The sequence below is a fragment of the Nocardiopsis potens DSM 45234 genome, assembly GCF_000341105.1.
GTDB classification, from domain to species: Bacteria; Actinomycetota; Actinomycetes; order Streptosporangiales; family Streptosporangiaceae; genus Nocardiopsis_A; species Nocardiopsis_A potens.
Genome location: NZ_ANBB01000024.1, coordinates 34,162 through 54,292, shown reverse-complemented (window position 1 = coordinate 54,292; position 20,131 = coordinate 34,162). Strand labels below are relative to the sequence as shown.

19 protein-coding genes are annotated in these 20,131 nt (G+C 76.6%); 11 read left to right on the top strand and 8 right to left on the bottom strand.

Annotated elements, in window-relative coordinates; translation table 11 throughout:
* Positions 1-20: 20 nt before the first annotated feature.
* From D459_RS0109465 to D459_RS33560, 4 genes are all read right to left on the bottom strand, one after another.
* A complete protein-coding gene (locus tag D459_RS0109465) occupies positions 21-1,274 on the bottom strand; it encodes an acyltransferase family protein (RefSeq protein WP_241484983.1) in 1,254 nt (417 codons plus the stop codon).
* A gap of 619 nt (positions 1,275-1,893) precedes the next feature.
* On the bottom strand, positions 1,894-2,733 hold the full coding sequence (locus D459_RS31175) for an alpha/beta hydrolase (RefSeq protein WP_017592757.1): 840 nt from the start codon (positions 2,731-2,733) through the stop codon (positions 1,894-1,896).
* Positions 2,734-2,835: 102 nt separating this feature from the next.
* Positions 2,836-3,513, bottom strand: coding sequence for a response regulator (locus D459_RS0109450; protein WP_081620498.1), 678 nt, complete (start codon positions 3,511-3,513; stop codon positions 2,836-2,838).
* Between the two features lie 309 nt (positions 3,514-3,822).
* A complete protein-coding gene (locus D459_RS33560; RefSeq protein ID WP_017592755.1) occupies positions 3,823-6,186 on the bottom strand; it encodes a sensor histidine kinase in 2,364 nt (787 codons plus the stop codon).
* A 308-nt stretch (positions 6,187-6,494) separates the two neighbouring features.
* Between D459_RS33560 and D459_RS0109440 the strand changes: the two genes are divergently transcribed.
* Complete coding sequence (locus D459_RS0109440; RefSeq protein WP_026120224.1) at positions 6,495-7,871, top strand: dipeptidase; 1,377 nt, start codon at positions 6,495-6,497, stop codon at positions 7,869-7,871.
* 61 nt (positions 7,872-7,932) lie between these two features.
* A complete protein-coding gene (gene nudC, locus D459_RS0109435; RefSeq protein ID WP_017592753.1) occupies positions 7,933-8,913 on the top strand; it encodes an NAD(+) diphosphatase in 981 nt (326 codons plus the stop codon).
* 21 nt (positions 8,914-8,934) lie between these two features.
* On the opposite strand, the gene D459_RS0109430 is transcribed toward nudC, so the two are convergent.
* A complete protein-coding gene (locus D459_RS0109430; RefSeq protein ID WP_017592752.1) occupies positions 8,935-9,429 on the bottom strand; it encodes an ANTAR domain-containing protein in 495 nt (164 codons plus the stop codon).
* A gap of 89 nt (positions 9,430-9,518) precedes the next feature.
* Positions 9,519-9,779, bottom strand: a complete 261-nt coding sequence (locus tag D459_RS0109425) for a mycoredoxin (RefSeq protein ID WP_017592751.1) — start codon at positions 9,777-9,779, stop codon at positions 9,519-9,521.
* A 362-nt stretch (positions 9,780-10,141) separates the two neighbouring features.
* Here D459_RS0109425 and D459_RS0109420 point away from each other — a divergent pair, with 362 nt between their 5' ends.
* The 7 genes from D459_RS0109420 to D459_RS34965 all read left to right on the top strand — a co-directional run bounded on the left by D459_RS0109420 (position 10,142) and on the right by D459_RS34965 (position 16,265).
* Positions 10,142-12,328 (top strand): ATP-dependent DNA helicase UvrD2, encoded by a 2,187-nt coding sequence (locus D459_RS0109420; RefSeq protein WP_017592750.1) that lies wholly within the window; start codon positions 10,142-10,144, stop codon positions 12,326-12,328.
* Positions 12,318-13,265 (top strand): acyl-CoA thioesterase II, encoded by a 948-nt coding sequence (tesB, locus tag D459_RS0109415; protein ID WP_017592749.1) that lies wholly within the window; start codon positions 12,318-12,320, stop codon positions 13,263-13,265. Before D459_RS0109420 ends, tesB begins: the two co-directional genes overlap by 11 nt.
* 225 nt (positions 13,266-13,490) lie before the next feature.
* The gene (locus D459_RS0109410) at positions 13,491-13,811 is read left to right on the top strand and encodes a hypothetical protein (RefSeq protein WP_017592748.1); all 321 of its coding nucleotides are present in this window, start codon (positions 13,491-13,493) and stop codon (positions 13,809-13,811) included.
* Positions 13,812-14,000: 189 nt separating this feature from the next.
* On the top strand, positions 14,001-14,279 hold the full coding sequence (locus D459_RS0109405) for a WhiB family transcriptional regulator (RefSeq protein ID WP_017592747.1): 279 nt from the start codon (positions 14,001-14,003) through the stop codon (positions 14,277-14,279).
* Positions 14,280-14,381: 102 nt separating this feature from the next.
* The gene (locus tag D459_RS36130) at positions 14,382-14,549 is read left to right on the top strand and encodes a hypothetical protein (protein ID WP_169558453.1); all 168 of its coding nucleotides are present in this window, start codon (positions 14,382-14,384) and stop codon (positions 14,547-14,549) included.
* Positions 14,550-14,977: 428 nt separating this feature from the next.
* Positions 14,978-15,532, top strand: a complete 555-nt coding sequence (locus D459_RS0109395) for a M48 metallopeptidase family protein (protein ID WP_026120222.1) — start codon at positions 14,978-14,980, stop codon at positions 15,530-15,532.
* 79 nt (positions 15,533-15,611) lie between these two features.
* Positions 15,612-16,265 carry a hypothetical protein gene (locus tag D459_RS34965; protein ID WP_086003868.1) on the top strand — a complete coding sequence of 218 codons (654 nt, stop codon included), beginning with the start codon at positions 15,612-15,614 and terminating at the stop codon, positions 16,263-16,265.
* 121 nt (positions 16,266-16,386) lie between these two features.
* On the opposite strand, the gene D459_RS0109385 is transcribed toward D459_RS34965, so the two are convergent.
* A complete protein-coding gene (locus D459_RS0109385) occupies positions 16,387-16,938 on the bottom strand; it encodes an NUDIX hydrolase (RefSeq protein WP_017592743.1) in 552 nt (183 codons plus the stop codon).
* On the bottom strand, positions 16,935-18,341 hold the full coding sequence (locus D459_RS0109380) for a zinc-dependent metalloprotease (RefSeq protein WP_017592742.1): 1,407 nt from the start codon (positions 18,339-18,341) through the stop codon (positions 16,935-16,937). Before D459_RS0109380 ends, D459_RS0109385 begins: the two co-directional genes overlap by 4 nt.
* A 145-nt stretch (positions 18,342-18,486) precedes the next feature.
* Here D459_RS0109380 and D459_RS0109375 point away from each other — a divergent pair, with 145 nt between their 5' ends.
* The gene (locus D459_RS0109375; RefSeq protein ID WP_017592741.1) at positions 18,487-19,581 is read left to right on the top strand and encodes an NAD-dependent epimerase/dehydratase family protein; all 1,095 of its coding nucleotides are present in this window, start codon (positions 18,487-18,489) and stop codon (positions 19,579-19,581) included.
* Between the two features lie 40 nt (positions 19,582-19,621).
* The gene (locus D459_RS0109370; RefSeq protein WP_017592740.1) at positions 19,622-20,068 is read left to right on the top strand and encodes a molybdenum cofactor biosynthesis protein MoaE; all 447 of its coding nucleotides are present in this window, start codon (positions 19,622-19,624) and stop codon (positions 20,066-20,068) included.
* Positions 20,069-20,131: the final 63 nt, after the last annotated feature.

Genomic DNA, 20,131 nt, shown 5'->3' with positions numbered 1-20,131 from the left:
CCGCGGGGGCCGGGTGCGGGTCAGACCAGCAGCACGGCCGTGCCGACGCAGGCGGCGGCGCCCAGGGCCGCGGCGGTGCGCCCCGGAAGGGTGGCGGCCAGGCCGGTCCACGGCGGCTCGAAGCGGCGGAGCGCCGCGCACAGCGCCGCCAGCACCGCGGCGAGCACCGGAAGCCAGAGCAGCCGGGCGCCGAGCCAGGCCGCGCCGTCGACGGCCGAGGTCAGGCCGGGCAGCGGCACCGGCAGCGCGGAGGCGGGCAGCGCCACCGCGAGCAGCGCGGTCTGGTGCCAGCAGAACAGGGTGAGCGCGTTCAGGTTGGGCCGGACCGCGCACGCCCACACGAGCGGGCGGTGCAGCAGCCGCTCCAGCGGGGCGGCCAGCAGCACCGCCGCCCCGGCCTGCACCGCGCCCAGCGCCGGCACGAACAGCGACGGCGGGTTGGAGTTGCTCCGCTCCATCCCCGGCACCCCCACCGCGCTCACCGGGTACCCCAGCCGGGTGACCAGCACCGCGAGCAGCACCGCACCGCCGGCCAGCAGGGCGGCGGCGAACGGCCGGCGCAGCCGCCCCCGCGCCCAGGAGATGCCCAGCAGGTAGCCGAAGAACCAGGCGGGCAGCACGTTGGCGAGCCCGGCCCACTCGGGCACCTGGCCGCTCCACGGGCCGAAGCGGAGCAGGTCCACCCCGGCGGTGAGCAGCACGGCCGCCAGCGCGGCGGCGGGGCCCAGCCGCCGCTCCGCGGCCAGGAGCCAGGGGGTGAGCGCGGTCGCGGCCGCGTACACGCCGATGAACCAGAGCGGCTGCAGCACCAGCAGCAGCGCGCTGCGCACGCTCGCCTCGGGCACCCCGGCGGCGAGCAGGACCGGGGCGGCGGCGCCCCACACCGCCGCCACGGCCAGCACCGGGCGGCCCAGGCGGAGCAGCCGGGCGCGCAGCCACGCCCGGTCGGCTTCGCCCCGGGCCCGGGAGCGCTCCAGCCCGCGGGCGGAGACGTACCCGCCGACCAGGAAGAACAGGGTCAGCGCCTGGAACAGCCAGGTCGCGGCGGCGAGCTCGGGCAGCGCCCGCAGCGGGCTGGAGATGCGCAGCCCGCCGTCGCCCCACAGCACGGTGGCCGTCACCAGCCAGTGCCCGAGCACCACCCCGCAGATCGCCACCGCCCGCAGCCCGTCGACGGCCCGCTCGCGATCGGGCGGGGTCGCCGCGTCCAGCAGCCGCGCCGCCACCCCGATCAGCCCCAGCGGCCCGGTCCCCTTCGCCGCTACGACGGTCACCGGGACCACCCCCGCCGGACCGCGCCCCCGGCCGCCCCGGCGCGGCGGAGTACCGCTCCCCGCAGCCCGGGACCGCCCCCCGCCGCTCCGCCGGCGGTCCGCCCCACCCGGACGGCGGCGGCGCCGAGGGGCTCCACCGCGCGGTCGGAGGGGTGTTCTCCGCGGCCCCGCGGACGCGGTTCCGCCGGGCCCTGGAGCCGTCCGGACGCCTCTTGGCGCGGGGTACGTGCCGTTCTCCCCGCCTCAGAGCCGGTCGGGGCCGCCGGAGCGCCGGAGGCGTCGCGGAGTCCGGGCGGAGGGGCGCCGAAGGGCTCCGCGGCGCGGCCGGGGAGGTGTTCTCCCGGGCGCTGCTCCGCCCGGTCCCGGGGTTCTCCGGGCGGGAACGGCGGGCGGTTCTCCCTTCCCGGCGCCCGGAGGCCTGCACGGAGGGCCGGAGGGGCCTGGGCGGCCCGTTCCCCCGGCCGGACTCCGCGGCGGAACCCGGAGACGCGGCCCGGGAGGGCCTCGGAGGGCCGGAGGGCACCGTGCCGGTTCGGCCCCCCGCCCTTCGCCGGGGCGGGACGCGGTCCGGAGTGCAAATGGTGCTGGAACATGCGCTCGGCCTTTCCGGTCCGGCCGTTCAGGAGGCCGGAGCCGCGGCGCCGTCCACGGCGATGTCGGCGATGGCGGACAGGGACGCGCTGCCCTCCTGGTAGTACTGTTCATGCCCGCTGATCCGGTCGTCGGTGAAGACGGTGGCGCCGAAACCGTCGGAGACCGGTTCGGGCCCCAGCCCGAAGCCGCCCAGGCGCATGCCGGGGACGAACCGGATCCAGTCGTCGCCGGCCCGGGTGGCCCAGACCCGCGCGTCGATCTCCGAGGCGGAGCCGACGCCCATCCCCGGCGCGCCCAGCGCGACGACGTCGTCGGCGACCCCGGGGCGCCGCGCGGCCAGGCCGCACACCGAGGCCCCGTAGCTGTGGCAGGCGAGGGTGACGTGCGCGTCGCGGGGCAGCGCGTCCCGGGTGAGCCGGGTCAGCTCGTCGGCGCCCTCGCGCGCGGAGTCCAGCCGGTAGGCGGTGGCGTTCAGGTCCTGCGGCGGCCGGTAGCCCAGCCACACGACGACGGCGACCCGGTCGGAGCGCTCGCGCATCTCCGCGTAGAGCGCCTCCCCGTTCTGCACCGGGACGGTTCCGGCGCCCCGGTCGCTGGTGCGGAAGTTCCCCCGGTTCTGCCCGGTCCCCGGGACGACCACGGCGACGTTCTCGGCGCCGTCCAGGTCGCCGATGACCTCCACGATCCGCCCGGTCCCCGGGTCGTCGGCGAGCAGCGTCCGGCCGGAGCCGGCCTCCCGGACCTGCGAGTAGCGGAGGGGGTCGGCGGCTTCGCGGGCCTCGGCCGCGGGCGACCACCACCCGGCGGCGAGCCCGGCGGCGGCGACGGTCAGGACGAGGAGCAGGGTGAGGGCGCGCTGGAGCATGCTCCGAGAAGCTACGGATCCGGCTCATACCCGGTCGTCCCCCCGCAAGGTGAACCCGGGACTGCCCCCGGAGGGGGACCTCCGGAGCGGTTCCGCTCCGGGTCAGACGACGCCGTTCTCGTAGGCGAAGACCACGGCCTGGGTGCGGTCGCGCAGGTCGAGCTTCATCAGGATGCGGCCGACGTGGGTCTTGACCGTCTGCTCCGAGACGACCAGCTCCGCGGCGATCTCGGCGTTGGACAGGCCGCGGGCCACCAGCCGCAGCACGTCGGCCTCGCGCGGGGTGAGGTCGGCGTAGGCCTCGGGGCGGGCGTGCACCCGGTCGCGGCGGCGGGCGGCGATGTCGGCGATGAGCCGCTTGGTGACCGACGGGGCGAGCAGCGCGTCGCCCCGGGCGACGGTGCGGACCGCCGCGCGCAGGTCGTCCACCGGGGCGTCCTTGAGCAGGAACCCGCTGGCCCCGGCGCCCAGCGCCTCGTAGACGTACTCGTCCAGGTCGAAGGTGGTCAGCACGAGGACCCTGGGGCCGTCGGCGCCCTCCCCGGCCGACGCCCCGCCGGCGGGCGCGGTGATCTCCCGGGTGGCCTCCAGGCCGTCCATGACCGGCATGCGGACGTCCATCACGACGACGTCGGGACGGTGCTCGGCGGCGAGCCGCACCGCCTCGCTCCCGTCCCGGGCCTGCGCGACGACGTCGATGTCGTCCGCGGCCCCGAGGAGCGTGGCGATGCCGTCGCGCACCATCGCTTGGTCGTCGGCGACTATCACGGTGATCGGCACCAGGCCACCTTACTGCCCGGAACCGGTCCGCCGCAGGGCCTCCCGGCCCCGCCGGCCCGCCCCGGAGGACCCCGGAGAGGCCCGCCTCGGCGGTGCGGAGCCGGCGTCCCTCCCCCCGTTCGTTCCCCGTCGGCCCCGGGGGCCCGCCGCCCGCGTCCGCGGCCTGCCGGGAGGCGGCCCGGGTCCGGCCCCGGCGTCCGTGCAGGCGGCCCGGCGGGGCCGCGGTTCCGTGCGGCCCGGCGCCCCGCCGGCCGGCGGGGCGGTCCGGGCAGGACAGGGCGGCCGCCCCCGGTGCGGAGGCCGGGGCGGTCACTCCGCCCGGCCCGGGGCGCGGTCGGTGAGGGGGAGCAGGGCGCGGACCCGGAAGCCGCCGCCGGGGGCGGGGCCGGCCTCCAGGGTGCCGCCGAGGACCGCAGCGCGCTCCCGCATGCCGACCAGGCCGTGCCCGCCCCGGGGGCCGTCCTCCTCGGCGCGCGGAGCGGGCCCGGAGCCGTCCGGGACCGGGCCGTTGGAGACGCACACCTCCAGCGCGCCGCCCTCCGGGGCGAGCCGGACCCGGACCGGGGCGCCGTGGGCGTGCCGGGCGGCGTTGCTCAGCGCCTCCTGCACGATCCGGTAGGCCGAGCGCCCCACCGCGTCCGGCGGCGCCGCCTCCGCCGACCGGTCCTCCAGGTCCACCCGCATGCCCGCCTGCCGGGCGCCGTCCACCAGGTCGGCCAGGCGCTCCAGCCCGGGCTGCGGGGTGCGCTCGGCCTCCTCGCCCTGCTCGCGCAGGAGCCCCACCACCCGGCGCATCTCGGACAGCGCGCCGCGGGCCGCGTCCCGGATGGTGCCGAACGTCTCCGCGGCCCCCGGCGGGAGGTCCGGGTACTTGTAGGGCGCCGCCTCCGCCTGGATCGCGATCATCGACATGTGGTGCGAGACCACGTCGTGCAGCTCCCGGGCGATCCGGGAGCGCTCCTCGGCCGCGGCCTTGCGCTCCTGGTCGCGGCGGCGCAGCTCGCTCTCCCGGGCCAGCTCGCGCTGGGCCGAGCGGCGGCCGCGCACGCTCGCGCCGAGCACGGCGACGCCCACCGCGACCGCGGAGATCCACAGCGGCTGGCCGAACGGGGTGCCCGCCACCGCGGGCGCGGGCGCGAAGCAGAGGAGCGCGGTGATCGCGGCCGCGCCGCCCGCCACTCGGCCCGGGTGCGCGGCCGCCACCGCGTACAGCAGCACCGCCATCACCAGGAGGCCCGCCGCTGGCCACGGCCACAGGTCGTTGGGGGCCGACCCCTCCGAGGCGACCAGCAGCACGGTCAGCGCGAGCCCGCCGGCCGCGATCCGCCAGCCGAGCAGCGGGGCGACCGGGACCAGCGCCAGCGGCAGGGCGCAGAGCGCGCCCAGCGCCGCGGCGAGCGGCAGCCCCAGCCCGTGGAAGCCGAACAGCTGCCCGCCCGCGCCCAGCGCGGCGAGCCCGGAGACCACCGCCAGCAGCGCCCAGGCCGTCCACTCCCGCCCGGTCACCGGCGGGTCGGGGTCCTCCTCCAGGGCGCGCGGCGGCGGGTCGCCCTCCGAGGGCAGCAGCAGCCACAGCACCGGGTAGGCCGCCAGCGCCGTCCCGGGCAGCAGCAGGACGGCGGCCAGCCGCAGCACCACCCGGAGCCGCCGGGAATCGCCGGCCAGGGCGGCGCAGACCCCGCCGAGCAGCCGGGTGCCGCGCGGCCGCCGCAGGCCGCGCAGGAGCCGGACCGGCCCGCCGGGCCGGGCCACCCGCTCCCGCCAGGCGGCGTCGACCACGCCGTCCACGGGGGACAGCGGCGACCCGTCCGGCCGCGGCCGCGGGGGCCGGCCCGGCAGCGGCAGGCCGCGCCCCTCCTCCTCGCGCCGGGTGCGCAGGTTGTCCCCGGCGAACAGGGCGGCCAGCGCCATGGCCAGCGTCAGCAGCACCCAGCTCGTGTAGGGGTAGGCGGTGGCCAGGAGGAGCAGCCCGGCGGTCACCGCCCCCACCCCGGCCGTCACCGAGACCCGGTACTGGCTCGCCACCACGAACAGCACCACGAGGTAGCCGGGGAGCGCGGTGCCCAGCACGACGGTGTCGTTGGGCCCGTCGCCGCTCGGCACCAGCGAGGTCAGCACCACCGCCGCGGTCATCAGCCGCCAGGCCAGCAGCGGGGAGCTCGCCAGCAGGAGGAGCGGCAGCCCCACGGCGGCGCCGAGCGGGATCGCCACCGCGGGAGGGAGCCCGTCCGGCGGAGGGAACCCGTGCACCAGGACGGACCCCTGCGCGGACATCTCGGTGGCGGCGTCCGCCCCGGTGAGCAGGGCGGCGGCGGAGAGGATCAGCATCCGGTTGGCGGCGGCCCGCCCGGTCGCCCAGGGGCGGCCCGCGGCGTGCACCGCCCACAGCACCGGGTAGAGCAGCAGCGGGACGACGGTGACCGCGGCCAGTATGCGGACCCGCCGCACCGGCCGCCCGGAGCGCGCGGCGGACTCGGCGAACACCCCGCCCAGCAGCGGCCGGGGCACCGGGCGCTCCGGCACCGCGGGCAGCAGCCGGGGCAGCTCCGAGGGCGCCTGCCAGAGCAGGGCGTACAGCATCCGGCCCAGCCGCACGGTGCCCCCGCCGCGCTGCTCGGCCTGCTCCGGCCCGGCCCCGCCGCCGTCCGCCGGACCGGGTGTCTCAGTGGCCATGGTCCTCCCGTGCTGCTGCCGCCGCCCCGGCGGACCTCAACCGTATTGGCCGGTCGGCCGCCCGGCCATCCCGCCACGGAGGGACCCGGTGTACGACCGGGGAGTGACCCCGCCGGGCGCCATCCCGGCGTCGCCGCCGCCTCAACGCCGGATGAGACGGCGGCGACGCCGGGATCGACGCCGAAGAGGCGTCCCGCCGGCCGGCGGAAGGTCCGACCACCGGGCATCCCGGTTTCCGGGGAGCATTAGGCTCGTTACCGGCCCACGAGGCCGGAGTCGGAAACGGAAGGGCAACGGTGCCGCCGGTCATGGACGTGCGTACCTACATCGAAGACCACCGGGACGAGTTCGTCGCCGAACTGAAGGAGTGGCTGGCGATCCCGTCGGTCTCGGCCGATCCGGAGCGCCACCCCGACGTGCGACGCTCCGCCGAGTGGCTGGCCGGCCGCCTGTCCGCGGCGGGCTTCCCCACCGTCGAGGTGTGGGAGACCGGAGGGATGCCGGCGGTCTTCGCCGAGTGGCCCGCCCGCGACCCGCAGGCGCCCACCGTCCTCGTCTACGGCCACCACGACGTGCAGCCGGTCGACCCCGTCGAAGAGTGGGAGACCGACCCGTTCGACCCGGTCGAGCGCGGCGACCGGCTGGTCGGCCGGGGCGCCTCCGACGACAAGGGCCAGGTCCTCTTCCACCTCCTGGGGGTGCGCGCCGGACTGGCCGCCTCCGGCGCCGACGCCCCGCCGGTCACCCTGAAGCTGCTGGTGGAAGGGGAGGAGGAGTCCGGGTCGCCGAACTTCGCGGAGCTGCTCAAGACCCGCCGCGACCGGCTCGGCTGCGACGTCACCGTCATCTCCGACACCACCATGTGGTCCGCGGACACCCCGTCGATGTGCGTCGGCATGCGCGGCCTCACGGATTGCCGGATCGACCTGTACGCCCTCGACCGCGATCTGCACAGCGGCTCCTTCGGCGGCGCCGTGCCCAACCCGGCCGCCGCGATGGCCCGGCTGCTCGCCGGCCTCCACGCCGACGACGGCCGCATCGCCGTGCCGGGCTTCTACGACGACGTGCTGGAGATCGGCGAGGAGGAGCGCGCGCTGCTCGCCCGGCTCCCGTTCGACGAGGCGGAGTGGCTGCGCACCGCCGGCGCCGCCGCGGCGGCGGGCGAGGCCGGCCGCAGCACCCTGGAGCGGATCTGGGTGCGCCCCACCGCCGAGGTGAACGGGATGTGGAGCGGGCACACCGGCGCCGGGAGCAAGACCATCGTGCCGAAGTCCGCGCACGCCAAGGTCAGCTTCCGGCTGGTGCCCGACCAGGACCCGCTGCGCATCCAGGAGGCGGTCCGGGCCTACGTGCGCTCCGCCGTTCCCGACGGGGTCCGCGCCGAGGTGGAGTTCGCCGGCCCCGGCGTCCGCCCGTGCGCCTCCGACCTCTCCTCGCCCGCGGTGCGCGCGGCCCGGGACGCCATGCGGCGCGCCTTCGGCACCGACGTGCTCTACACCCGGGAGGGCGGCAGCGGCCCCGAGGCCGACCTGGCCGAGGCGCTCGGCGCCCCGCTCGTCTTCGTCGCCGTCGGCCTCGACGATGACCGCATCCACGCCCCCAACGAGAAGGTGGAGGTGCCGCTGCTGCTGAAGGGCGCGGAGAGCATCGCCTACCTCTGGGAGTCCCTGGCCGAGCAGGCCTGACCCGCCCGGGCGGCGCCCGCGCCCGCCCCGGCACGCCCCATCCGGCACGAGAGAAGACGCGATGACCCCGAACGAAGCGACGCCCCTGCTCTCCCGCAGCACGGTCGACATGGCCGGCCACCGGCGGGCCGACCGGGAGTGGCTGGAGAAGGCCTGGGCCGACCCCCGCACCCGGGTACTGGTCCTGGAGGGCGGCGACCCCGTCGCCTACGGCTGGAAGGGGCTGCTGGCGCGGCAGTCGCGGGCGCTGGTCGCCGAGGAGGACGGCGCGGCGCGGCTGGTCTTCACCGCGCCCGCCGAGGCGCCGCCGGGGGAGCGCTACCTGCTCGGCGCCGACGGCGACGGCCGGGCCTACTTCGCGGTCCGCGCCGAGCCGGACCGGGAGCCGTTCCTCGAGGCCGAGCAGGCCGGCCGGGGCCGGGCGGCGTCGCTGCGCGAGGTCGGCCCGCTGCTCGGCGCCCGCGACTCCGGGCTGCTGGTGCACGCGGTCGCGGTGGCCAACTGGAACGCCTCGCACGCCTTCTGCCCCGGCTGCGGCTCGCCCACCCGGGCGGAGTCCGCCGGCCACGTCCGGATCTGCGAGCGGGAGGGCACCGAGCAGTTCCCGCGGATGGACCCGGCCGTCATCATGCTGGTGCACCGCGGCTCCGGGGCGGACGAGCAGTGCCTGCTCGGGCACAACCCGGCCTGGCCGGAGAACCGCTACTCGGTGCTGGCGGGCTTCGTCGAACCGGGCGAGTCGCTGGAGAGCGCGGTGGTCCGCGAGGTCGCGGAGGAGGCCGGCGTCGCCGTGGCCGACCCCCGCTACCTGTCCTCCCAGCCCTGGCCGTTCCCGCGCAGCCTGATGCTGGGCTTCACCGCGCGCGCCGTCGGCGAGGCCGAGCGCACCGACACCGAGGAACTCGCCGACCTGCGCTGGTTCACCCGCGAGGAGCTGCGCGCCGCGACCGGCTCGGGCGAGGTGCTGCTCCCCGGGCGGCTCTCCATCGCGCGGCTGCTCATCGAGCACTGGTACGGCGGGGAACTGCCCGGCGACCGGTGACCTCCCCCTTCCCCGCCGCGGTCAGCCGCGGGGGGAAGGGGCGCTCTGCGCCGCGGTGCTCTCCCCGGCGAGTTCGCCGGGGAGCGCGGTGAGCGGGTTGCTGCAGCTGGCGACGACGTCCCGGGAGAGGTCGGCGACCTTGCGGCCGCGCGACCGGGCCGCCGTGCGCAGCAGCTCGAAGGCCTTGCGCGGGGCGAGCCTGTGCCGCTCGGCGAGGACCCCGATGGCCTGCTCCACGACGATCCGCGTCTGCAGGGCGTGCTCCAGCTGCGCGACCGTGGCGCGCAGCCGCTCCACCTCGGAGGCGTCCTCCGGGGCGCGCGAAGGGGCCGGGCCCGGCGCCGGGACCCCGCCCTCCTCCGCCATCAGCAGATCGGCGAGGACCATGGCGTTGAGCAGGTCCGGGAGCTCCTCGCCGCCGTGCACGCGCCACCCTCCGGGCGTCCGCATGATGCTGCCCGCGGCGGGCGTGCCGCCGTCGCCGTCTCGGATCGTGCTCTCTGCTGCCACGTGCATCCCCTACTTCTCCGTCGCCCCGTGCGCCCCGGTGCGGGGCGCGGGCCGAGGTGCCGGCGCCGCCCGCGGGGTGCGGGCGGCGCGGGCACCTACGACAGCTCGGCGATCTTCTCCTTGACCTGCTTGAGCGACGGGTTGGTCAGTGCGGTCCCGTCGCCGAACAAAACCGTCGGGACCGTCTGGTTCCCGCCGTTGACCTTCATCACGTACTCGGCCGCCGCCGGGTCCTGCTCGATGTCGATCTCGTCGATCGCGATGCCCTCGCGCGAGAGCTGGCTCTTCAGCCGCTTGCAGAAGCCGCACCACGGGGTGCTGTACATCGTGATCGGGGCGGCGCTGGGGGTGGTCATCGGGTCTCGTCTCTCCTTATCGTCCGGGCCGTCGCGAACGCCTCACGCCGCTCGCGTGCCATGAGAACACCGCCTAGTGACAACGCACCGGACCGCTCCCGGCTTCCCGGGGAGGTCTCCGTCACCTCGTGGGACGCCGCCGGATGCGACCTGGTTCCCGCCGTCCCGCCCGGTGCGGGCGGTGCGCGCGGCCGGTTCCGGCCCGACCGGTCGGGCCGCGGCCGTCCACAGGACCGGTGCGAACACGCCGAATCCGGCGGTCCGGTCACCGATACTTGAGAGACTCGGTGTGCGGTCCGGTGCACGGTGTGGCCGGAGGCGGCCCCGGGCCGCAGAAGCAGGAACGGAAACGGAGGACGTGCATGGACCCCGACCGCGTGCTGGAAGGGCTCGACCCGGAGCAGCTGGAGGCGGCGCGCGCGCTGCGGGGGCCGGTGTGCATCCTCGCGGGCGCCGGAACCGGCAAGACCCGGGCGATCACCCACCGCATCGCGCACGCGGTCGCCTCGGGGGTGGCGGCCGAGCAGCAGATCCTCGCGGTCACCTTCACCACCCGCGCCGCCGGCGAGATGCGCGGCCGGCTCCGCGCCCTGGGCGCCCCCCGGGTGCAGGCCCGCACCTTCCACGCGGCGGCCCTGCGCCAGCTCTCCTTCTTCTGGCCGCAGGCGGTCGGCGGCCCCCAGCCCACCCTGATCGACAGCAAGATCCAGGCGGTGGCGCGCGCCGCGCACGCCTGCGGGGTCGACGCCGACCGCACCGGGCTGCGCGACCTCGCCTCCGAGATCGAGTGGGCCAAGGTCACCCAGGTCCGCCCGGCCGAGTACGAGAAGGCGGTGGCCAAGGCGGGCCGCACCCCGCCGATGCAGGCCGGCGAGGTGGCCCGGGTCTTCGAGGGCTACGAGGAGATCCGCCGGGAGCGGAACCTGCTCGACTTCGAGTCGATGCTGGAGCTGACCGCCGCGATGCTGCTGGAGCGGCCGGAGATCGCCGAGCGGGTCCGCAGCCAGTACCGCTACTTCGTCGTCGACGAGTTCCAGGACGTCAACCCGCTGCAGAAGCTGCTGCTGGACGCCTGGCTCGGCGACCGGGACGACCTGTGCGTGGTCGGCGACCCCAGCCAGACCATCTACTCCTTCGCCGGCGCGACGCCCTCCTACCTCACCCGGTTCGCCGCCGCCTACCCGCACGCCACCCTGGTCCGCCTGGTCCGGGACTACCGCTCCACCCCGCAGGTGGTGCGGGTCGCCAACGAGGTGCTGCGCCGCGCCCGGCCGGCGGCCGGCGGCGCCGAGGCCGGCCTGGAGCTGGTCGCGCAGCGGCCGGACGGCCCCGACCCGTCCTACACCGAGTACGACGACGAGCCCGCCGAGGCCACCTCGGTGGCCCGCCGGATCGCCGCGCTGATCGAGACCGGCACCCCCGCCCGCGAGATCGCCGTGCTGTTCCGCACCAACTCCCAGTCGGCCGCCTACGAGCAGGCGCTGGCCGACGCCGGGATCGCGTTCACCGTCCGCGGCGCCACCCGGTTCTTCGACCGCCCCGAGATCAAGCAGGCCGTGCACACGCTGCGCGGCGCCCGCCAGGGCGGCGGCTCCGACCCGATCACCGGCACGGTCCGGCACCTGCTCGCCCCCCTCGGGCTGACCGCGGCCGCCCCCGAGGGCCGCCAGGCCAGGGAGCGCTGGGAGTCGCTGGCGGCGCTGGCCCAGCTCGCCGACGACATCGCGGCCGAGCGGCACCGCGGCGAGTGCGGCCTGGACGGCGGGGGCGCCGCGGACCGGCCGCAGAACGCGCCGCTGGGCGAGAACTGCGCCTGCGGCCGCCCCTACACCGCAACCCTGGACGACTTCGCCGAGGAGCTGGACGCCCGGGTCGCCACCGAGCACGCGCCGGAGATGGAGGGCGTCACCCTCGCCTCGCTGCACGCCGCCAAGGGCCTGGAGTGGGACGCGGTCTTCCTGGTCGGCCTCACCGAGGGCATGATGCCGATCATCTACGCCGAGACCGACGAGCAGGTCGAGGAGGAGCGCCGGCTGTTCTACGTGGGCGTCACCCGGGCCCGCGAGTACCTGTCCGCCTCCTGGTCGCTGGCGCGCTCCCCGGGCGGCCGCAGGACCCGCAAGCCCAGCCGGTTCCTGGACGGCCTGCGCCCGGCCTCCCCGTCGCTGGCGGCCGGCCGCCGGGACCGGTCCCGCTCGGCGAAGACGGTGCGCTGCCGGATCTGCGGGAACACCCTGACCGAGGCCGCCGAGCGGAAGCTGGCCCGCTGCCTGACCTGCCCCGCCGACTACGACGAGGAGCTGCTGGAGCGGCTCCGGGAGTGGCGCAGGACCACCGCGGCCGCGCAGAAGGTCCCCGCCTACGTGGTGTTCACCGACGCCACCCTGCAGGCCGTCGCGGAGCACGTGCCGAGCAGCACCGCGCAGCTGTCCCGGATATCCGGTGTCGGCGCGGTGAAGCTGGACCGCTACGGTGAGGCCGTGCTGGCCCTGTGCGCGGGGGAGGAGCCCCCGGCACCGGACGGAGTGGGGGAGCCGGATGACGAGTGACGACCGCCGGACCGCGACCGCGGCGCCCGAACCGCCCGCCGAGCCGGGCGGCGCGCCCCCGGCCGACCCGGCCCGCAGGCAGACCCTCGCCGCCCTGCTCGACATCCTCGACCTGGAGCGGATCGAGGACGACATCTTCCGCGGCTCCAGCCCGGACGACGGCCCGCAGCGGGTCTTCGGCGGCCAGGTGGCCGGCCAGGCCCTGGTGGCGGCGGGGCGGACCGTGCCCGCCGAGCGCCGGGTGCACTCGCTGCACGCCTACTTCATCCGGCCCGGCGACCCCTCGGTGCCGATCGTCTACGAGGTGGACCGGGTCCGCGACGGCCGCTCCTTCACCACCCGCCGGGTGACCGCGGTCCAGCACGGCCGGGCGATCTTCACCCTGTCGGCCTCGTTCCACAAGGCCGAGCCCGGCCTGGAGCACCGGATCGCCATGCCCGAGGTGCCCGGCCCGGAGGAGCTGGCCGGCATGCGGGAGCGGCTGCAGGCCGCCTTCGGCAAGGTGCCCCGGTTCGCCGGCTGGCACCCGATCGAGCTGCGCCCGGTGGGCCCGCTCTCCTTCGAGGTGGAGCGGGACCCGTCGCTGAGCACCACGGAGAACCTGGTCTGGCTCAAGGTCGACGGGGAGCTCCCGGACGACCCGCTGCTGCACGTCTGCCTGATGACCTACGCCTCGGACATGACCCTGCTGGACACCGTGCTGCTCCGGCACGGCCGCTCGTTCGCCGGGATCTCGATGGCCAGCCTGGACCACGCCATGTGGTTCCACCGGCCGTTCCGCGCCGACGACTGGCTGCTCTACGCCCAGGAGACGCCGAGCGCCTCGGGCGCCCGCGGGCTGGCCCGCGGCCTGGTGTACACCCGCGGCGGCGACCTGGTCTGCTCGGTGGTGCAGGAGGGGCTGATCCGGGTGGTCGGCGACCCCGCCGAGGGGTGACGCCGAGGGGCGGCGCCGGCGGACGAGGCCGGCGCCGCGGTCCCGGCCCCTGACGTTCCCGGACCGCCCGCGGTTCCCGGAAATCCCGGCCGGGTCCGGACGAAAACGCAGGTCAAAAATAGGTTGCCGGTTTTCGGCGGACCACTCTACAGTTGACTTCGTCAGCGCCCGCGCAGGCAGGCGGCGAGAGCCGCAGGCCCGATCAGAAGGAGGTGTCCCAATCCGATGACGGAGATGAAGAGCGATTTCGGTAGCGCCGTGCGCTTCGCCGTGCTCGTTTCCGGCGAGTGGGGCACCCAGCGCGGCGCTCGCGTGTCCACCGGCGACCAGGCCGGCGCCCTGAGCGCCGCCGCCCTGATCCTCGCCAATGCGTCCGGCAATGAGAGCACCACCGGTATGTCCGGCGGCGTCCGCTCGAAGGCCGGCTATGGCGAGGGCCGGCCGGAGCACACCGCCGATAGCGGACCGATTCAGCTGCTCGCACACGCAGAAACCCAGCGCCCCAAGGGCGCGGTGGGGGTGTGTCCACGGAGCGCACCGGCTTAACTCCAGCCGGGACGACCTCCCGTGGCCGCGGCCCTCACTGAGGGGCCGCGGCTTTCTCGTTCCTCCGCAGAAGCCCGTTTCCAGCCTCGTCCGAGGCATGGCCGGTCTTCGTGGAGCGTCCGATCAGTCCGGCCCCGATCGAAGATCCGAGTCGTAACGCCGAGGACGAACGAATCAGGGAGGACACCGATGCTCGCGTCGGTCCTGGAGACCCCGTGGCTCGCGGAGGAGGAGGTTCCCTGCCGTCGGGAGCCGGACCTCTTCTTCGCCGAGGCCCCGGCCGATGTCGAGGCGGCCAAGGTCGTCTGCCAGAGCTGCCCGTTCAAGGAGAGCTGCCTGGCCGACGCCCTGGAGCGCCGGGAGCCGTGGGGCGTCTGGGGCGGTGAGCTGCTCGTCGCCGGGAAGGTCGTGGCCCGCAAGCGGCCCCGCGGCCGCCCGCGCAAGCACCCCCGCCCGGTCGCGGCCTGACCCGGTCCGCACCCGCCCCGAGAAGAAGAAGCAGAACCCGCCCGGCCCGCGCGGACACGTGAAGGGCCCGGTACCGGAGAGACACGCGAAGGAATGATGGACATGCACACCATGCTGGAACTGCTCAAGCCCGTCCGCACCGCCGAATCCGCCGAGGCCGGCGATCGGGAGCGGCGCAGGCTCTCCGCCCGCCGGCTCCGCGCCGAGCTGCGCGAACGCGAGCGCCAGGAGCGCGCGATCATGGAAATAGCGTGGTCGCGGCTGTGTTGACGGCCTGAACCCCGGTCCGGAGGGCCGGCGCCCGCCGGGCGCCGGCCCTCCGGACTTTCCGGGCCCTCCGGCCTTTCCGGGCCCTCCGGCCGCCTCCGGCGGCCGTCGCCCTCCCGGGGCGGCCGGTCCCGGAGCCCCCGGGGGAGGGGCGGACACCCGCCGTCCGGGCCGCGTTCCCCGGGCGTTCGGCGGGGGGAGCGGCCCCGGCCAGCGGGGCCGCGCCGGCCGGTGGCCGGATCCGGCCAGCATCCGCCGCCGGGTGCGGGGCGCCCGGGACCGCCGGGGGCGCCGGGGCACGGGCTCACCTCCGCCGCCCGGGGGAGCGGGCCCGGGGAGCGGCCGTTCCGGCCGGGGAAATGGTGTGCTTCATCGCCAAAAAGCGAGATCGGCCTCTGGGGAGTGTCGCACCGGTGGGATAACGTGGCTTTGTGCCTCAGAACACAGAAGTCGAGGTACGCCGAAGTCCCCGCCGGCGGCGGACGGTCTCCGCCTACCGCGACGGGGACAAGACGGTCGTCCTCGTGCCAGCCACGTTCTCCCGCGCCGAAGAAGAGCAGTGGGTCGACCGGATGCTGGGTCGGCTCCAGGCGCGCGACGTGCGGCGCCGACCGGGGGACGCGGCACTGCACGACCGCGCCGTGGAACTCGCCGACCGCTACCTCGGCGGCCTCGCCCGCCCCTCCAGCGTCCGATGGGTCGACAACCAGAACACGCGCTGGGGCTCGTGCACCCCCGACACCGGGGCCATCCGCCTCTCCAAGCGCCTGTCCGGCATGCCCGCCTGGGTGGTGGACTACGTCCTCCTGCACGAACTGGTCCACCTGATCATCCCCAACCACGGACCGGAGTTCTGGGCGATGGTGCGCCGCTACCCCAAGGCCGAGCGGGCCCGCGGCTACCTTGAGGGGGTCAGCGCCGCCTCCCGGCTCCCCGGCGACGGGACCGCCCCGCTCGGCGAGGACGAGGACGACGTCGTCGACTGAGCCGGCGGCCGGGCCGGACGGAGTGGACGCGGACGCAGAGGAAGGGGACCCGCGGGTGCAGAGGACGGCCGCCGTGCTCATGACCGGTGAGACGGGGGCCGCGCCCCCTCCCGGGATCGCCCCGGGCGCCTTCGCCGACGCGCTCACCGAGGACGCCTACGAGGTGGCCGCCGGGCTGGAGCGGTGCGGTGCGGCGCTGGCGGTCTGGGCGCCCGACCCGGGGCGGGCCGCCCTGCTGGAGTCCCGCGCGGCCGGCCTGACCTGGCCCGGAACCCCGGTGCTGAGGCTGGGCGGACCCTCGGCGCTGGACGCGCTCCTGGCGGAGCTGCACCGGCGCGGCACCGGGCTGGCCGCGGTACTGGCGGCCGACGCCCCCGACTTCCCGCCGCTGCTCATGGCCAAGCTCTTCCGCGCCCTGGGCCGGGCCGAGGCCGCGGTGAGCCCGGCCGACGGCGGCGGGCTCGCCGCCTTCGCCGCCCGGCTGCCCGCCCCGGCCTGGACCTCCGGAATCGGACTGGACGCCCCGGACGCGGTGGCGGCGCTCACCGCCGCACGCCCGTCCCGCTCCGCACTGGCCCTGGTCCCCGGCTGGCACCGGCTGCGCACCCCCGCCGACACGGCCCGCCTCGACCCCGGCCTGGAGGGCTGGGAGTGCACCCGCGCCCTACTGGAGGGCCCGGCCGCCACGGCCCGCAGCGCCGTAGCGCCCCGCGGCACAGCGCCACCTCGTTGAGCCCTCGATGAGGCAGCGCCGCGGTGCGGGGGTCAGGGAGGGCCGGGGCTCCGTGGCGGGCGGAAAACCCCCACCAGCCTAGGGGCCCGGCCGGGTGACCACCCGCACACCCGACGGTCTCTCAGCCGGAGTGGGCGCGGACCGCGGCGGAGGCCGCGGCGAACAGGGCGCGGCAGGCGTCGTCGGTCGGCTCGGGGAGGTCGTCGACGGGGAACCAGCCCAGGTCGGCGGATTCGTCGGGGTCGATGGAGAGCGCCGCGCCGTCCGGGGCGATCACCGCGTACTGCACGTCCAGGTGCCAGGTCCCGCCGGCGCAGGGGACCCGGTGCCGGTCGAGGCGGACCGGGCCGGGCACCGGGCGCAGGCCGGCGATGCCGGACTCCTCCTCGGCCTCGCGCAGCGCGGCGCCGAGCAGGGTGGCGTCGGTCTCCTCGCAGTGGCCGCCGGTCTGCAGCCACAGCCCGATCCTGCCGTGCAGGGTGAGCACGCCCTTGGTCCCGCTCGGGTCGAGCACCGCGGCGCTGGCGGTGATGTGGCCGGCGGTGCAGGAGCGGTGCAGGGCGTCCGGGTGGGCGTCGATGTGCTCCAGGTAGGCGCGGCGCAGCCGCTCCTGCCCGGCGTCCGGGGCCGGCCAGGCGGACAGCTCGGCGCGGGCGTCGTCGGCCAGGCTCATGCGCCGTCCCGCGGACCGCTCTCCGGGCCGTCGCCCTTCTCCCCGCCGCCCTTCTCGTCGTCCTTCCCGCCGTCCTCAAGGCCCTCGGTGAACCGGGAGATGTCCAGGTCGAGCTGGTCGCCGCCGGAGCCGGCACCGGAGACGAACCCCTCGGGGTCGTCCAGGTCGGAGCCGGAGGGCATCAGGTCGGGGTGCTCCCACAGGGCGTCGCGGCCCTCGCCGCCGCGCGCCTCGGTCAGCGCGCTCCACAGCGCGGCGGCCTCGCGCAGCCGGCGCGGGCGCAGCTCCAGGCCGACCAGGGTGGCGAAGGTGTGCTCGGCCGGGCCGCCGGTCGCACGGCGCCGCCGGGTGGCCTCGGCCAGCGCGCCGGCCTGCGGCAGGCGGTCGCGCACCGCCTCGTCCACCACCACCGAGACCCACCCCTCGACCAGCGCGAGGGAGGTCTCCAGCCGGGACAGCGAGGCCTTCTGCTGCGGGGTGTCCTCCGGCTGGAAGAGGCCCTCGCCGCCGGAGAGCGCCTCCTGCAGGGCCGCCGGGTCGGACACGTCGATCCCGCCGAGCCGCTCCTCCAGGCCGCTCATATCGAAGGACATCCCGGCGGCGTACTCCTCGACCAGGCCGAGGACGTGCGAGCGGAGCCACGGCACGTGCGCGTAGAGCCGGTGCAGGGCGGCCTCGCGGGCGGCCAGGTAGAGGCGGACCTCCTCTTCGGGGATCTGCAGCCCCTCGCCGAACTTCTCCACGCCGTGCGGGAGCAGCGCGGCGCGGCCCTCGCCGGCCAGCGGCAGCCCCACGTCGGTGGAGCCGATCACCTCGCCGGCCAGCTCGCCGATGGCCTGCCCGGCCTGCTGCCCGACGAGCATGCCGCCCATCTGCTGCATCATGCCCATCAGCGGGCCCGCCACGGACTGCATCTCCTCGGGCATGTTCTGCCCCATGGAGGTGACGATCCGGGAGGTGAGCGGGTCGCACAGCCGGGTCCAGGTGGACATGGTCCGCTCCACCCACTCGGCACGGCTCCACGCCTCGGTGGTCTGCACGCCGGACGGCAGCGGGGTGGCCTCGTTCAGCCACAGGTCGGCCAGCCGGAGCGCCTCGGAGACCTGCGCGTACTGCAGCGGGCCGATGCTGGCGTCGCCCTGCTGGGAGACGGTGTGCCGGGCGATGTTCTTGGCCATGTCCCAGTTGATGCCGCTGCCGGTGTCACCGGGGCCGGCGGAGCCCGGCGCGGGCGCCGCCGCCATCATGTCGGCGAACTGGCGGAGCATCTGGGCCATCTGCTGCGGGTCCCCGAAGGGGAAGTCGCCCGGCCCGGGAGTCCCACCGCCTGGGCCGCCGCTGCCGGCGCCCGGGCCGGAGCCGCCCGAGCCGCGCCCGGACTCGTCGTCGGGGTCGTTCGGCATGCTGAAACCAAAAGGCAGGTCACTCACGATTAGACCTCAGGCAGGATAGGAATGTCTCCACTGTCACGTTAGCTGGGAGCAGCCCGGAGTGAGTACTGAAAACGGCCAGGTTCGCCCACAGCACAGCCCGGACGGCGACGGCCCCGTGATCGCGGTCACGGGCGCCGCCTCCGGTGTGGGCCGACTGCTGGTCGAACGTCTGCGGGCCGCCGCGGGTTCCGGGGGCGTCGCGCGCGTCGTCGGGATCGACGCGGCCCCGGCGGGCGAGGACGGCTCCGAGCCCTTCCCGCAGGGCGGCGGGGTGGAGTGGTGCGCCGCCGACATCCGCGACCCGCTGGTCGCCTCCCGGCTCGCCGGGGTGGACGTGCTGGTGCACACCGAGGCGGAGCGGAGCGCGGACGCCTCGCACCGGGAGCGCAGGGCGGCCGCGGTGCGCGCCGCCCAGACCCTGCTCACCGCGGCCGCGGCGGCCCGGGTCTCCCGGGTGGTCCTGGTCACCAGCACCATGGTCTACGGCGCGGCCCCGGACAACCCGGTCCCGCTGAGCGAGGACGGCGAGGTCGCCGTCGAGGGCGGGGTCGGCCTGGTCGGCGACTTCGCGGAGGTGGAGGACCTGGCCCGCAAGGCCCGCCGGGCGCACCCCGGCCTGTCGGTCACCGTGGTCCGGCCCGCCCCCCTGGTCGGGCCGGAGCTGGACACCGTGCTCACCCGGCACTTCGCCGCGCCCCGGCTCATCTCGGTCAAGGGGACCGAGCAGCGCTGGCAGTTCTGCCACGTGGACGACCTGGCCGGCGCGCTGGAACTGGTCGCGGTGCGGGGGCTGGACGGCAAGGAGGGGGCGCTCGCGGTCGGCTGCGACGGGTCGCTCGGCCAGGAGGAGGCCGAGGAGATCGCCGGGCTGCGCCGCTTCGAGGTCCCGGCCAACCTCGCCTTCGGCGCCACCCAGCGGCTGCACCGGGCCGGGATCACCCCGGCCTCCGCCGGCGAGCTGAAGTTCCTCGTCTACCCGTGCGTGGTGGACTGCGCCACGCTGCGCGAGGCCGGGTGGCGGCCGTCCTACACCAACGCCGAGGCGCTGCGGGCGCTGCTGGAGGCGCGCGGCGGCAAGCACGCCCTGGTCGGGCGGACCCTGGGCCGCAAGGAGGCCACCATCACCGCGGCGAGCGCGGCCGGCGCCGCGGTCGCCGCGATCGGCACCGCCGCGGCAGTCCGCCACCTGCGCAAGCGCCGCCGGGGGTGAGCGCGGCCCGGCGGGGTCGGAACAGGGCGTTGGTACGGTCATGGATGTGGAAGCCATCACTCTTGCAAGCATTCGGGACACCCCGATCTCCGTCGACGAGGTCCTCGCAGCGGTCGAGGACCCGCGCGCCGGCGGGACCGCCTTCTTCATCGGCACCGTCCGCGACCACGACCAGGGGCGCGGCGTCGCCCGGCTGGCCTACTCGGCGCACCCCAGCGCCGAGGAGCGGATGCGCGAGGTGATGGAGAAGGTCGTCGCCGACGCCTCCGGGGACGGGCGCCCGGTCCGCCGGGCGGCGGCGCTGCACCGCGTCGGCGACCTGGAGATCGGCGACACGGCGGTGGTGGTCGCCGCGGCCGCCGGCCACCGCGCGGAGGCCTTCGAGGCCTGCCGCCGGCTGATCGACGACATCAAGGCCGAGGTGCCGATCTGGAAGCACCAGACCTTCGGCGACGGCGGCGCGGAGTGGGTCGGCGCCGAGGGCTGACCGGCCCCGGGGCGCGGCGGCCCGCCGCGGCATGCCGGGAACGTCCGGAACTGCGCGGGCCGT